Source organism: Lysinibacillus sp. NPDC056220, from assembly GCF_049315265.1.
GTDB classification, from domain to species: Bacteria; Bacillota; Bacilli; order Bacillales_A; family Planococcaceae; genus Lysinibacillus; species Lysinibacillus pinottii.
Window position 1 is genome coordinate 357,452 of record NZ_JBMOXD010000001.1, and the last position, 14,800, is coordinate 372,251.

Genomic DNA, 14,800 nt, shown 5'->3' on the forward strand with positions numbered 1-14,800 from the left:
AGAGACGTACACATACCTAGATTATTTGGAGAGACCTAAAAAATTTGCATATGTATGCGGCTCATTTTCCTTTAAAATTGTTAAAAATGTAAACGCTAGTTGAACAACAGACCACCATCTCATATTATAAGACATTTCAAAACGAGCGGGTTCTAACGTAAAGACATCCTGAAAAATAGTCATGGGTTCTATTTGCTCATCCTTTAAAATAGACAGAAAGCCCAAAAATAACGAATGATCTTTGACCTCTATCAGTTTGCCCTCTACTAGCGCGTCAATATTTTCAGGTTGTTGAAAATTACAGTGTGTTGCCACATACCGCTCTAAATTCTGAGCACGCTGCCTTTCTTCACGTTCCCTTTTCTTTGCAATAAAATCAATGACGTTATTCACGTGCATCGCCTCTTTTTTTTCTTTTATTGTAGCATTTTCGGGGAGATTTTTACCTCTACCAGCCCCTTCTATTTGTTTTAGATTCACAACTTGAATATGATTTCACATATTTTTTGTATCTTTACTGCTGTTTTCTAACTCTACAAGCAATACATTCATACAACCAAAAAAGCATTTGGACTATTACCAGTCCAAATGCTTTGATTCTAGCATTTTACATAAATTCTTTTACTAATTCATTGAACTCATTTTCGCTCATTTTGATATCAATATCTGTTAATGGTAACTCGGAGTAACCAGGTACTTTTTCTTGATAGGACGTTGTTTCTGTATCATGATAAATAACGCCTGTTACTAAGCCCTCGTTCTCCATCACTGTACGCATTGCCATACCGCGATCAGTGTGGTCATAGCCTTCAACATCCGCTAGCTTTGTTAAGTTCTCTTTAAACCAATCGTATGTGTTCACTTTGTTATATGTGACACAAGGTGAAAAGACATTGATGAATGAGAAGCCTTTATGATTGATACCCGCTTCTATTAAAGCTGTTAACTCTTTAATATCAGTCGAGAAGCCTTGTGCCACAAATGTAGCACCACTTGTTAACGCAACTTCTAAAGGTTTTAACGATGGCTCAATTGCTCCACCTGGTGTGGATTTAGTAATAAATCCAGCAGCAGAGCGAGGCGATGTTTGACCTTTTGTTAAACCATAAATTTGGTTATCCATGACAATATACGTAATATCGATGTTACGGCGAATTGCATGAATGGTGTGCCCCATACCAATCGCAAATCCATCACCATCACCACCAGAAGCGATGACATGTAAATCACGATTAGCCATTTTTAACCCTTGTGCAATCGGAAGTGCACGACCATGAATACCATGAAATCCGTAAGAATTAATATATCCTGAAATACGACCCGAACAACCAATCCCAGAAATTACTGCAAGTTCATTTGGTTCAATTCCCACATTCGCAGCAGCACGTTGAATAGCCGCTTGTACAGAGAAGTCTCCACAGCCTGGGCACCAGTTTGGCTTTACTGCATTACGAAAATCCTTAAATGTTGCCATTAGCGAGTCAACTCCTTCACACGATTTTCTAATTCACCTGGCAAGAATGGTGTACCATTATATTTAGTGATTGTCGCGATTTTATCGTGACCACCTATGTTCATCTTCATAATGTTTGCCAATTGACCCGTATAGTTATTTTCCACAACGATTACTTTTTTCGCTTTCGCTACAAGTGGTGCCATTTCCGCAGATGGGAATGGATGAATTAAGCGAACATGTGCATGATTAACTTTCATTCCTTGCGCATTGAGTCGTTCTTGTACTTCTTCAATAGCGCCCCTTGTTGAGTTAAAGCCTACTAATAAAATATCCGCCTCTTCATGTGGAGCATTCACAAACACTGGATTATCAAATTTCAAATTCTCTAACTTACGGAAGCGTTTATCCATTTGAGTTTGACGATTACCCGTTGCTTCAGATGGCTTCCCTGTTTCATCATGTTCCACGCCTGTAACGTGGTGAATACCATGTAATGTACCAGGTAATACCCGAGGTGAAACCCCATCTTCAGTATCTTCATAGCGTTTGAAATAGGCTTTATCAGCGGCTTCTTCAAGATCATCAATCACAATTTTACCACGACGAATTTCAATCTTACTGTAATCAAATGGTTCTACAGATTGTTTCCCTAACGATAATTGTAAATCAGTCATTAAGATAACTGGTAATTGCAATTCCTCCGCAATATTAAATGCTTGAATTGTGTCAAAGAATGCTTCCTCCATTGTAGAAGGTGCAATAACTACTTTAGGAATTTCGCCATGTGTTCCGTATAGCATTGCCATTAAGTCTGATTGTTCTTGCTTTGTTGGTAGCCCAGTTGAAGGACCTCCGCGTTGTGTATCCACGACCACTAATGGCTGCTCCGTCATACCTGAAAGACCAATTGCTTCCATCATCAGTGAAAGACCAGGTCCAGCCGATGCTGTAAAGGAGCGAACACCACCAAAGTTAGCGCCAATCGCCATTGTTGCTGCGGCAATCTCATCTTCTGTTTGGATGACTGTGCCGCCGAATTTTGGTAGTTTCTTAATTAGATACTCCATAATTTCAGAAGCTGGTGTAATTGGGTAGGCTGCCATAAAGCGTGTCCCAGCTGCTAATGCACCAAGTGCTACTGCATCATTACCAATCATAAACATCCGACGTTTTCCATCTGCTGGAGAAAGCTCCCATGCACCTACGCGATCACCTAACAGCTCATTCATGATTTGACGACCACGAGTAATGGCCTCCATGTTTTTTTGAACGACCTCTTCGCCCTTTTTCCCAAAAATATCATCGACAACATTTTGGAACACTGCGTCCTCTAGGTTTAGCAATGATGCGGTTGCACCGATGGCTACCATGTTTTTCATCAATGAAGTGCCAAGCTCTGCTGCTATTTCTGTAAACGGTACAACAAATAATGGAGCCTTTGAATCTTCTGGTTTAACAGGATCAAATTTGGCATCCGCTAAAATAACACCATTTTCTGTAAGCTCTTTATAATTGACATCGATTGTTTCCTGATCGAACGCCACTAAAATATCTAAATCATCCGCAATTGCACGTACTTCTGTTGGACGAACTGTAATTTTATTATTCGTATGGCCACCTTTAATTCGAGAAGAGAAGTGACGATAACCGTATAGGAAATAGCCTAGACGATTCATTGCCATTGAGAAAATCTCACCTGTACTCTCAATCCCTTCACCCTGTTGCCCACCGACTTTCCATGAAAGCTGATGTAACATGTCAACAACTCCTTAAATCCAATGTGTACTATTATTTTTCCTTCATAAGTTTAACACGAAGAAACCTTCTGCACTATTGTTTCTCAACGATTTAGGCGAAAATCAGACCTTTGACTGAAAATCCTGTTCATAAAGTTGTAATTTTCAAATCTAAGCAAAATAACGAACCTATTTCAAGTGACATCTATCATATGTAAACAGGAAAACGAAAAAATGCCCGTCACTTATTATGTGACAAGGCATTTTACTTATTACTTTTTATCGAATACGTTTTTCCACTAGCAGCTTCAAGGCTGTACGTTCTTCACCAGCAATTAAAATATCGGCAAACGCCGGCGCGCAAATTAAATCTGTGCCACTTGGCGCTACAAATCCGCGTGCGATGGCCACTGCTTTCACGGCTTGGTTAAGTGCACCTGCCCCAACTGCTTGCATTTCTGCTTGCCCTTTTTCTCTGATTACCGCGACTAATGCACCTGCAACTGAATTTGGATTAGAGCGTGATGATACTTTTAATGAATCCACAATTATTCCTCCCCGTTTCGCGAATAGTGTTTACGCTCAACAACTCATGTCCCCCTTTTTGGACCTCAAGTTATTGTCCGTAGCACATTTTATGCGCCGCAAGACGGAAATAGACTAGTTTCACAAAGAATCCTGTTTCCTCGGAAAAAGTGCTGTAAATCAACATTCTTCGACTTATTTATCCTTGAAATGGATAATCTTCATTTATATAAATGCGTTCACAGGATTTAGCCTTCCCTGTTTGATTATCAATCTCTACAAAGAAACCACTTAATACCTCACGCCCTTTTTTCGGTACTTCAAAACGAGAAGGCATATTTGTTTGGAATTTATAAATGACACTTTCCTTCGTCATCCCTAAAATCTCATCATACGGACCTGTCATACCTACATCCGTAATGTAAGCTGTACCATTAGGATAGATACGAGCATCTGCTGTTTGAACATGTGTATGTGTCCCAACAACGGCAGAAGCCTTCCCATCTAAGTGCCAGCCAAGTGCAATCTTTTCACTAGTTGCCTCCGCATGGAAATCTACAAATACAAGCGGTGACGTTTGACGAGCTTCTTCAATCAATTTTTCTGCCATTGCAAATGGATCCTCATGTGGTGGTAAAAATACACGACCATGTAAATTAATGACAGATATTGTCACACCATTTTTAGAAATTTGCACCATACCTTTACCTGGCGCTTCTTCAGAAAAATTGGCTGGACGTATTAAATAATCAGCATCATCAATAAAATCAAATATATCTTTATTATCCCATGTATGATTACCCATTGTAATAACGTCTACACCCATTTGTAACAGGTCATTATAAATATTACGTGTAATTCCTCGACCTGCCGCAGCATTTTCACCATTGGCAATGACAACATCGACATTATATTTCTTTTTTAAACGAGGTAAATATTTCTCTACCGCATCTCGACCAATTGAACCAACAATATCGCCAATAAATAAAACTTTCATTTTTTCAACCACTCTTTCTTTCCATTACGTCTCTAAAAATTTGCCTTTAGAGACTTTACGTACCTTGAATAACATCATTAATTGTAACGCTAGGTGGAGGATTAAGCAAAATAAAATAAAAATCTGGCCATTATATCACTTTGGCTCTTTTCACCTTTATGTAGATGAGTGTAGAGGATAATGTAAGCCAATTCATTTTTATGAGCTTTAAAAAGATAATCTGTTTTAGATTACGGTTGATAAGCTTCACCTTCAAAACAGCTGGGTATGCTAGTAAAAAGGATTGAATGGCACTTTTAATGGCCTGCGGATTAGTTGGACATTGATGGAGAATAACAAGGAGCCCTTCAAATTGGTAATTTAAAAAGCTATTTTTTACTTCCTCATAAACTTCTCCATTTTGTAATTCCTCAAAAAGCTTTTTATACAACAAATCATAATTGTTTCTTATATTGCTCATAGCCCTGCTTGTAAGTGAATTTTGATTGTCAACATTATAGTAATAAAGCTGTCTTGGGACGTAGCAGATGGATTGATTTTTTATTACTGCTCTCGATAGAAACAACGTGTCTTCTGCAAAATTCATCGCTTCATCAAATCTTAGCCTATGCAAATCTATAAAGGATTTTTTATATAGTTTACAGCTGGCAAAACCAAAGTGCTTTTCACCTATTTCTGTAAATAATTTATTTAAACAAACAGTTGCACTATAAGTATAGTATGTCTTTGAAGGATAATATAGCTGCCTACTTCCCACTTCCTCCTGCCAAAATAAATCGCATTTAGCAATATTGCTACCTGTCAGCCTACAGGCGTGATACAGTTCTTCCAGCATAGTTAGCTCTAGCCAGTCATCCGCATCAACAAAAGTAATATATTGTCCATTAGCTTGTTCTATGCCTAAATTTCTTGCCTTACTAACACCACCATTGTCAATATCTAAAACAGTTATACGAGTGTCCTTCTGTGCAAAATTTTTTAAAACCGACAATGATTGATCATCGCTACCATCATTAATCGTAATAATTTCTATGTCCTTTAAACTTTGATGACAAATACTCGTAAGGCATTTGTTCAAATAGTTCTCGGCATTATAGACAGGGACAATCACACTCACTAAGACCAAAATTTTGCCCCTCCTTTACGTAATGACTCTATCCACCTTCTTCTCTGCTCTTTTGTCATGCCAATAGAGAAAAGGCTCCCGCCTGTCAAAACTGTATAATAAAAAATATAAAGGATGATAGAGCTCCAAATGATGGGAGGTTTCGTTAAATCCCATAGAAGCTGACTACAGCAAATAGCCAAAATAAATGCTAGAACTAGCCTGCTAATGGTCCGCCAAAAACCCAAAATATCCAAACCAATTTTTTTATAGTAATAAATATTCATGATAACTACATTTCCTATAAATAAAGAACATGCCGTAATAATTGCTGTGCCAATTTTCCCATAAAAAAAGATAACTGGTATGGATACAATCATATTGACCAGCGCCACAATCATTAATAAAATCGTTCTAAATTTAAAAAGATTTTTCGCTTTCAACACATTAATACCTAAATTTTGTATGAGATCAATACTGAATGGCACCATAATAATAAGAACAATCGCATAGATGGCCAAAAAATCTTTGCCTAACCATAGTAATAAAAATTCTTTTCCAAAAAGAAAGAATCCACCGAGCATATATCCCACTACTAAAAACTGAATAGCGCCCACTTTAATGAATAATTGGTTAATTTCTAATAACCCTTCTTCTTTTGTGACAAGCATAGAAATACGAGGTAGAAATAATCCACTTATGGCTAAAGCTAGTGACATAAATATTAATACTATTTGCATAGCCACTGCATAAATTGCAACATCCTCAGTTCCTTTTAATATGCCTAATAACACTTGATCCGTTTGCCAATAGATTTTATCAACGATGACTGTAATGAAAATAAAAAATGAATAGATAAAAATTTCTTTTATCAGCTTTTTGTTTTTCAAAGTAAAAGTAAATCGAATGGATAAGACCTTCATACAATAAATGGCATCCATTACTAAAAAGAGAATATTATAAATAGCGATAATATAGATTAACGTCACCGCATCGGTTCCCTGTAACAGAAAAAACAACATTGTCAAAGGCTGTACAATCACCTGTAGTAATGTTGTAAATTTAATAAAAATAAATTTTTCATATGCTTGTAAGATGGAAGTAAAAACACCTAGTGGGAATTGCACCGCTACACTAATGGTCATTATATAGCCCATTACTTTGGCTTTGGCTAATTGATCTCCTGATAAGCTTTGTCCAAAAATCATCTCTACCTGTGAAAATAGGAAAAAGCCTATCAATAATGTAAGACAGCCAATACTAATAAATAACTTCAAAAAAAATCCATTTAATGATGCCTCTAATGCCTTATCCGCAATTGCTCTATTTCTAGCAATATAGCGTACAATCGCATTGCCCAGCCCTAAATCTAAAATAGAAAGATAGCCAACAAGGACAATCATTAAAGAATATAATCCAAATTCTTTCTGACCAAGAAGCGAAATCATCAAGGGTGTAAAAAGAAGGGAAGAAATCATCGTGCAGCCGATTGTAAGATACGAAAGAATGGCTCCAATCTTAATTTCTTTCATGTGCACGCCTTTCTGTTAGTGAGGATTGGCTTTCATTCTTTTCTTTGAATAATAGCGGGATATAGAGATTGATATTGCTCTGCCACATGCTTAATTTCAAAGTTTGCTAAAACATGTGCACGACCAAGATTAGCTTTTTGTTCATATGTCTTTGAATCGTAATTTAATGCCCTATTGATGGCTTTCGATAAAGCGACCGCATCCTTAGAAGGTACAACCTCTCCATAATTACCTACTAAAAATTCACAATCCCCAACATTTGTAGTCACACAGCAAGTGCCACTGGCAAGTGCCTCTACCAACACATTCGGTAGCCCCTCTCCAGAAGATGATAAAATGAATAGATCAGCTGCAGCCATTAATTGTGGAATATCGTCTCTACTACCTAATAGGAATGTAAACTGCTCTAACTGCGCGTTTTCAATCATTTGCCGCAATACCTCATTAGAGCTTTCTATCTCATAGCCAACTAAAAACATATAAAAATCTTGTCGTTTTTGCTTTAACTGCTTTAAACTTGCCAGCAAATTTTCATAATCCTTTAAAGGGTCCCATCTACCTACATGCAATAAAATAGGTTGGTTCACTATGTTGAATCGCTCCAAATAATATTGACGCTTCTTACTAGGCTTATAAAAATCTGTATTTACACCATTTACAATAATTCGGTGCTGCTTATTCTTGTACCCAATAGCTTCATGGATTTCTTTCACCTTTGGACCACAAGAAATAATAGCGTCCACATGTTTAGATAATTTTGCACAAAGCTTCGCAATAAAAATTGTCCTTCGTTTATTGTCATCTTTATTTAAATTACTATGGTGAATACCCCAAATTAATTTCTTTTTGAGTAATTTTGAAAGAATGTATCCAAGAAGATTAGCATGATACATCCAAGTTTGAATAATATCACTCTCTCGACATCGTTGATAACAACGAACAAAGGCAATCCCCATACTGCGTCGCATATCACATATTGTTACTTTGATGTTTAATTGTTGTTCAATATACTTACCATAAGTTCCTATCTCTGTTAGACAAATAACCTCTATCTCATACATGTCCCTATCCACGTTTTGTAAAAGACGGTAAAGCATTGCTTCTGCTCCGCCAAGACCTGTGGTAGTGATGATATGAGTAATTTTAATTTTTTTTTGGATAGTCTCATCCTTTGAATTAGTTTACTAGCTATGTGTAAAGCGCACATAATCTAATTGCTATTTCTTCTGCATCAAGACCTTTATTTTTAAGACTCTTCCTAATAATTTGCGGATTTGGTTTTACATTCATTTTTATAATAGCTTGCAGCCAACTATTAATATCTCCCTGTAGCTCTAAATACTGTAGTAATCCCACATTAAGATCTACCTCTTTTGGCAGTGTGGAAGAAACGATGGCTGGTGTACCACAAATTTGAGCTTCTAATAATACAATGCCAAAGCCCTCGAAATAAGACGGTAAAATAAACTTATCCATGAGTTGAAGGAGCTTAATACTATCTGCCCGTGGTCCCAAAAATTGAACATAATCCTCTACTTTTTGTTCCTTGACGAGAAGGCGAATTTCCTGCTCTAAGGGGCCATCTCCTATCAAAAGCAATTTAAATGGAATGTTTTGTTGCTTTAATTTAACAGCAAGCTCAATTAAAAAGGAATGATTTTTCACAGGTACAAAGCGACCAATATGCCCAATTACTAAATCCCCATCTTGAATCCCTAAATCTTCTGCTAAACTCTTTTTCTCTTCTGGCGATAAACGCTTTATCTTCTGCATATCAATTGGATTGGCAATAACCTCGTAGGGTCTTTTATGAAAGCAAAATTCACCCGCTTTTTGACTACACGCTACCAATTTCGTGGCATTTCCAACGCTTAGCCTTTTCAACAATGCTAACAGAGCTTTATTGTTCCATTCTTCAGCAACATTCGTATGGCTATGTAATACACGACATGATACACCTGCTAAACGAGCTGCTAGCATGGTAAAAACTGCTCGGTAGCCTGTATGATCATGAACGGCATCATATTGATATTGTTTTATAATCCTATAAATATTCCGCATATAAGAAAGTGGACCTTGCTCGGTAATATACGTTTCGTAAAATATTTTCGAACCTTGCTGTAAGAGAATTTCATGATAAGTCCCCTTATTAAATGACACAAAATCAAAATGGTATGAAAATTTATTAACATTCATCCAAGTATCTACAATCATGGTCGTTATACCGCCATAATCAGTAGTGGGGATAATATGCAAAACCCTTTTCAATGTCATTCTCCACCTTTTATTCTTTTCCATAATATTGCTCGTACGTGCTGCCCTTCATTTTATAATTATTCAAGATGACACCTAATATATTGGCTTTAGCAATCGTTAAGATGGATTTTGATTTTACAACAGCTGCTTTTCCTACTGTGCCCGTATTAACAACTAAAAGAGTACCATCACATTTATTAGATAAAATTTGTGCATCCGATAAAAAAAGTAATGGTGGTGCATCAATCATCACAATATCGTAGCGTTCTTTCACTTCGTGCAACAATAAAGTCATAGTTTCAGAGGCTAATAATTCTGTTGGATTAGGGGGGATAGCGCCACTCGAAATGATTTCCACACCATCTACAAAGGTTGCTTGAATCACCTCTTGTAAGGTCGCTTGACGTGATAATACAGATGATAAGCCAAAAACATTATCAAGATAAAATGTATGATGGAGCGTGGGCTTACGCATATCAGCATCAATAATGAGGACACGTTTTCCCTCCTGTGAAAACACAACACCGATATTAGCCGCATTGGTCGATTTTCCTTCACCTGCGATAGAGGAGGTGACTAGAATAGTTTTAACATCTTGATTGGGTTGCGAAAATTTAATATTCGCCCGAATGGTGCGATATTGCTCAGAAGGAATTGACATCATATCGGAAACTGTTACCAGCTTGCGAGCCATTGGGATTTTTTTTGTTTTTCTTTTGAACAGCATTAGGAGGACCCCCCGGCTCTTGATTTTTTACTATTGAGTAATTCAATATTACTGACAACTCCAATCACAGGTAATGATAATATTTCCTCGATATCCTGCTCTGTTTTAATCGTCCTATCAAGCGTTTCTAAAAAATAGGCGAGCACGAGTGCCAAGCTGAAACCACCAATAGTCGCTATTAGGAGGTTCAGCAATTTATTGGGTTTCACCGGTACTGGATGTTCACTGGATTGGGCAACAAAGAGAATATTAATATTGTCCACATGCATTAAAATAGGAATTTCCTCTTTAAAAATCTCAGCTATCGTATTGGCAATCTTCACAGCCCTTGCTTCATCTTCATCCTGTACACGAATATTAACCACTTGTGAATTATTGGCGCTTGAAACCTCTATTTGCTTCATTAATGTTTCGGGAGATGTTTCTAGTGCTAGGACATCAATTACCTTTGTTAAAATAACAGGACTTTTGATAATAACATTGTACGTATTAATTAAACGAAGGTCCGTATCAACATTCTGCGCTCCTATTAGTTGCTGATTCTCATAGCTTTTTTGATTGACCAATAATTGAGTTTCCGCTTCATAAATAGGTGTTTGAAGAAAATAATTAATGAAAACAGCAATGCCAATGGACAGTATCATCAGTATTAGGATGAAGAACCAGCGTTTTTGCCATACTTTTACTAGACTTTGAATTGTCATTTCTTCATTCACAAAATGGATCCCTCCTAATGTAGGCAGATAGCTGCAATGCTAATAAAGTATATTAAACAAGCCTATCGCTTATTCGGTCAATGTCGTCTTTTTGTCCGTATCTCTCAAGCTACCACTTACAACAAACACAAGAATATGGAGCACGTTAAAATAAAGAATTTCAAATGTAGAAACCCCTAACATTGCAACTATAATTAACGTCATCAAAACGGTAAGCTGGGCATTCATTCGGCGATAGCCTTTAGCAATGGCTAGCAAAAAACAGCAATAGCTAATCAATGCCAGTAGACCCGCTTCCTGTAAAATATTCATAAATGTATTGTGAGCATGAGATACACCTATAGTCCATAATGATTCCACACCATGCCCCCAAAATTGAACATGCTCAAAAACATATTGCCAAATTTCAAGGCGGCCATCTGTCATATTCGTAGACTTTTTTTCCATTTTTAATAAAATACTTTGTACAGCATCTTGCATCCTATTCATTTTCAAGAAAGCTATTAATACAACTAGAACAGTACCTGCAAAAAGAGCACTAAACTTTAGGAATGGCAGGAAGGCTTTATTCAAGCTTTTGATACTAGAAACAATTACTACAATCGTCACTAGTGCAGCCGTGAACAATGAAGTACGTGCATTCGAAAGCAGTATGATATACATACAAATTAAATATATCGTCGTATAAAAAACAAATAATAAAATTAATTTCGGCTGTTGTCGTTCATGTAATATTTTCACGGCTAGCTGATAGAGTCTTATAAGTACAACAACCACTAACCCCATCATAGAAAACCCCATGGTATTGGGATTCTCAAATACACCTGCAAACCCTCCAAACATATAGCGCGCTTGTTGGAAACATACAAATATAAATGGGACATAGGCTATTAAAACACTATTCACAACAATATCCATGACATGCTCTTTCACAAGGTCATTAAAGAAAATAGAAACTGCTAAAAACATGCAATATAATTGAAGACTATTTTTCAATAAATTCATATCTTGGTTTACCCCTGCTGCAATGATACAAAAGAACGTATACATACTAAAAAAAATACTAGCTTGTACATTTTGAATAATAATTTTTTTATGACAAAGTATAGAGATACTAATTATAAAAAGGCTGAGAACTAAAGATAATTTATGGTAAATGCCATCGACGGGCTGCATAAGGCTCATTAAAATAAGAGCGCTAAACATTAATGTGATGAATAGTTTCATATTATTCTCACACTCAATTCTACATACGTTATCAAAATAAAAGCCACCGCTTCTTCACAACAATATCCTCAAGTTCAAATCGCATGATAGGCTTGTTAGCTAAAACATTTGCATTATTCATGAGGAGTCGCTCAACCATCTCTATTTCATTCTTTTTCTCTAGATATTGAAGTGCCGCTTGGAAGCAAAACGTTCTTGTGCTTACATTATGGGCGTCAGAGCCAATCATATGAATGTAATTTGCTCTTACTAAAGCCAATGATAGTCGCTGCACCTCCTTACCAAATAAGCCTGTTAAACTACCTGTCGTTATTTGTGTAAATGCGCCTTCATGGATGAGGTCATCAAGTCTTTTCGGATTTTCTCTAATAGCAAGGTTTCGTTCAGGATGTGCCAAAATCGATATATATCCAGCACATTTTAAACGTCTAATTATCTCTTTCGTATAAGCAGGGATTGTAGTTGAAGGAAGCTCTAATAGAATGTAGTGGGTGTGAGCTAATGTATGAAGTTGCTTTTGCTGAAGATGAGCCAAAAGCTCATCATGTAAACGAACTTCATGTCCTGTGTGGAGGGTGATTGGGATTTTTTGTTGCAGCAGTAACTGTTGTAAATAACGGACTAGCGCTTCTACCTTGCGATATGGGACATGATAATGTGGATGCATAGCATGTGAAGTACAGACTATATCTGTGATCCCCTCCCGTGCAGCTTGCCTCAACATGTTTAAGGAATCCGTTTCTTCTTTAGGTCCATCATCCACATCAAATAATATATGGGCATGAAGATCTATCATTTTGATCACATCTTTCTTCTTTAATCCATCTGCAGAAAATCTAGCCTTTTTCTTTTTTATGATGGATGCTCCTCAAACATGACTCTGGCTAAATTAAAAAAGAGGCTCTCTAGATATGAATCTAGAGAAACCTCTAACTTTCAATATTATTTCGCGTACTCTACAGCACGAGTTTCGCGAATGACTGTTACTTTAATATGACCTGGATAATCTAATTCTTCCTCAATACGCTTGCGAATATCACGTGCAAGACGATGAGAAGCTAAATCATCAATTTTTTCAGGTTGTACGATTATTCGGATTTCACGTCCCGCTTGAATTGCATAAGATTTCTCTACGCCATCATAGCTTTCTGAAATTTCCTCTAATTTTTCAAGTCTGCGGATATAGTTTTCAAGTGTTTCACTTCGTGCACCTGGACGAGCTGCTGACAATGCGTCAGCTGCCGCAACTAATACCGCGATAACAGATGTTGCTTCTGTATCACCATGATGCGAAGCAATACTATTAATAACGACTGGGTGTTCCTTGTATTTTGTTGCTAATTCCACGCCAATCTCAACATGGCTACCTTCTACCTCATGGTCAATGGCTTTACCAATATCATGTAATAAGCCTGCGCGACGAGCTAACGCCACATCTTCACCTAATTCAGCTGCCAGTAAACCTGCCAAATGCGCGACTTCAATTGAATGTTTGAGAACATTTTGTCCATAGCTTGTACGATATTTCATGCGGCCTAAAATTTTCATTAAATCTGGATGTAAGTTATGAATGCCAATTTCAAATGTAGTTTGCTCACCAGTTTCGCGGATTTGTTCATCCACTTCACGACGAGATTTTTCCACCATTTCTTCAATACGAGCTGGGTGAATGCGACCATCCTGTACAAGTTTTTCAAGTGCAAGTCGAGCCGTTTCACGACGGATTGGATCAAAGCCTGATAAAATAACCGCTTCTGGAGTATCATCAATAATTAAATCAATGCCTGTTAACGTTTCCAACGTACGAATATTACGGCCTTCACGACCAATGATGCGACCTTTCATTTCATCATTTGGCAAGTTTACAACAGATACTGTTGTTTCAGCTACATGGTCTGCAGCAAATCGTTGTAGTGCCAATGATAAGATTTCACGTGCCTTTTTATCTGAGTCTTCTTTTGCACGTGTCTCAGCTTCCTTCGTCATCACAGCAATATCAGTTGCTAGCTCTTTTTCTACTTCATTTAAGATAATTGATTTTGCTTCTTCTCTAGTTAAAGCAGAAATACGTTCTAGTTCTGTTTTTTGTGATGCAACGAGCTCGTCCACTTTGCTCTCCATCTGTTCAATATGCTGTTGTCTTTCAGCTAGAGCTTGTTCTTTACGCTCTAAGCTTGCTTCTCTCTTATTTAGAGTATCATCCTTGCGATCAAGATTCTCTTCTCTTTGCAATAAACGGTTCTCTTGTTTTTGAAGTTCTAAACGACGTTCACGAATGTCATTTTCGGCTTCAGTACGAAATTTGTGAGTTTCATCTTTGGCTTCAAGTAGTGCTTCTTTCTTTAATGCCTCCGCTTCTCGTTTTCCTTCTTCAACGATTGTTTCAGCGACATGTTTAGCACCAGTGATTTTTGAGTCATTCACTTTTTTCATGTAGATATAGCTAACAGCGGCACCAACGATGAGTCCAAGCAAAGCGGAGATGATAGTAATTCCATCCATATGAACACCTCCTCTTGCTAT

The 14,800-nt window shown here is 37.2% G+C and carries 14 protein-coding genes; all 14 read right to left on the reverse strand.

Annotated elements, in window-relative coordinates; translation table 11 throughout:
* Nucleotides 1–21: 21 nt before the first annotated feature.
* The 14 genes from ACOZBY_RS01780 to rny all read right to left on the reverse strand — a co-directional run bounded on the left by ACOZBY_RS01780 (nt 22) and on the right by rny (nt 14,779).
* Nucleotides 22–399: a 2-oxoglutarate ferredoxin oxidoreductase subunit beta gene (locus ACOZBY_RS01780; protein ID WP_206700921.1), complete on the reverse strand. Its 378-nt coding sequence runs from the start codon at nt 397–399 to the stop codon at nt 22–24.
* 208 nt (nt 400–607) lie between these two features.
* The gene (locus ACOZBY_RS01785) at nt 608–1,474 is read right to left on the reverse strand and encodes a 2-oxoacid:ferredoxin oxidoreductase subunit beta (RefSeq protein WP_012293343.1); all 867 of its coding nucleotides are present in this window, start codon (nt 1,472–1,474) and stop codon (nt 608–610) included.
* Nucleotides 1,474–3,213 (reverse strand): 2-oxoacid:acceptor oxidoreductase subunit alpha, encoded by a 1,740-nt coding sequence (locus ACOZBY_RS01790; protein WP_031419036.1) that lies wholly within the window; start codon nt 3,211–3,213, stop codon nt 1,474–1,476. Before ACOZBY_RS01790 ends, ACOZBY_RS01785 begins: the two co-directional genes overlap by 1 nt.
* Before the next feature lie 258 nt (nt 3,214–3,471).
* The gene (locus tag ACOZBY_RS01795) at nt 3,472–3,738 is read right to left on the reverse strand and encodes a stage V sporulation protein S (protein WP_004224903.1); all 267 of its coding nucleotides are present in this window, start codon (nt 3,736–3,738) and stop codon (nt 3,472–3,474) included.
* Nucleotides 3,739–3,916: 178 nt separating this feature from the next.
* The gene (locus ACOZBY_RS01800; protein ID WP_031419033.1) at nt 3,917–4,714 is read right to left on the reverse strand and encodes a TIGR00282 family metallophosphoesterase; all 798 of its coding nucleotides are present in this window, start codon (nt 4,712–4,714) and stop codon (nt 3,917–3,919) included.
* Nucleotides 4,715–4,844: 130 nt separating this feature from the next.
* The gene (locus tag ACOZBY_RS01805) at nt 4,845–5,831 is read right to left on the reverse strand and encodes a glycosyltransferase family 2 protein (RefSeq protein WP_036167629.1); all 987 of its coding nucleotides are present in this window, start codon (nt 5,829–5,831) and stop codon (nt 4,845–4,847) included.
* Complete coding sequence (locus ACOZBY_RS01810; RefSeq protein WP_036167476.1) at nt 5,831–7,351, reverse strand: oligosaccharide flippase family protein; 1,521 nt, start codon at nt 7,349–7,351, stop codon at nt 5,831–5,833. Before ACOZBY_RS01810 ends, ACOZBY_RS01805 begins: the two co-directional genes overlap by 1 nt.
* 32 nt (nt 7,352–7,383) lie before the next feature.
* Nucleotides 7,384–8,511, reverse strand: coding sequence for a glycosyltransferase (locus ACOZBY_RS01815; RefSeq protein ID WP_332873419.1), 1,128 nt, complete (start codon nt 8,509–8,511; stop codon nt 7,384–7,386).
* A 28-nt stretch (nt 8,512–8,539) separates the two neighbouring features.
* Nucleotides 8,540–9,625: a glycosyltransferase gene (locus ACOZBY_RS01820; RefSeq protein ID WP_036167475.1), complete on the reverse strand. Its 1,086-nt coding sequence runs from the start codon at nt 9,623–9,625 to the stop codon at nt 8,540–8,542.
* 10 nt (nt 9,626–9,635) lie between these two features.
* The gene (locus ACOZBY_RS01825) at nt 9,636–10,334 is read right to left on the reverse strand and encodes a CpsD/CapB family tyrosine-protein kinase (protein ID WP_012293336.1); all 699 of its coding nucleotides are present in this window, start codon (nt 10,332–10,334) and stop codon (nt 9,636–9,638) included.
* On the reverse strand, nt 10,334–11,050 hold the full coding sequence (locus tag ACOZBY_RS01830; protein ID WP_012293335.1) for a YveK family protein: 717 nt from the start codon (nt 11,048–11,050) through the stop codon (nt 10,334–10,336). The genes ACOZBY_RS01825 and ACOZBY_RS01830 overlap by 1 nt, the downstream gene beginning before the upstream one ends.
* 69 nt (nt 11,051–11,119) lie before the next feature.
* A complete protein-coding gene (locus tag ACOZBY_RS01835) occupies nt 11,120–12,055 on the reverse strand; it encodes an O-antigen ligase family protein (RefSeq protein ID WP_227256913.1) in 936 nt (311 codons plus the stop codon).
* A 253-nt stretch (nt 12,056–12,308) separates the two neighbouring features.
* A complete protein-coding gene (locus ACOZBY_RS01840; protein ID WP_281487148.1) occupies nt 12,309–13,073 on the reverse strand; it encodes a tyrosine-protein phosphatase in 765 nt (254 codons plus the stop codon).
* Between the two features lie 146 nt (nt 13,074–13,219).
* Nucleotides 13,220–14,779, reverse strand: coding sequence for a ribonuclease Y (gene rny / locus ACOZBY_RS01845; protein WP_012293332.1), 1,560 nt, complete (start codon nt 14,777–14,779; stop codon nt 13,220–13,222).
* Nucleotides 14,780–14,800: the final 21 nt, after the last annotated feature.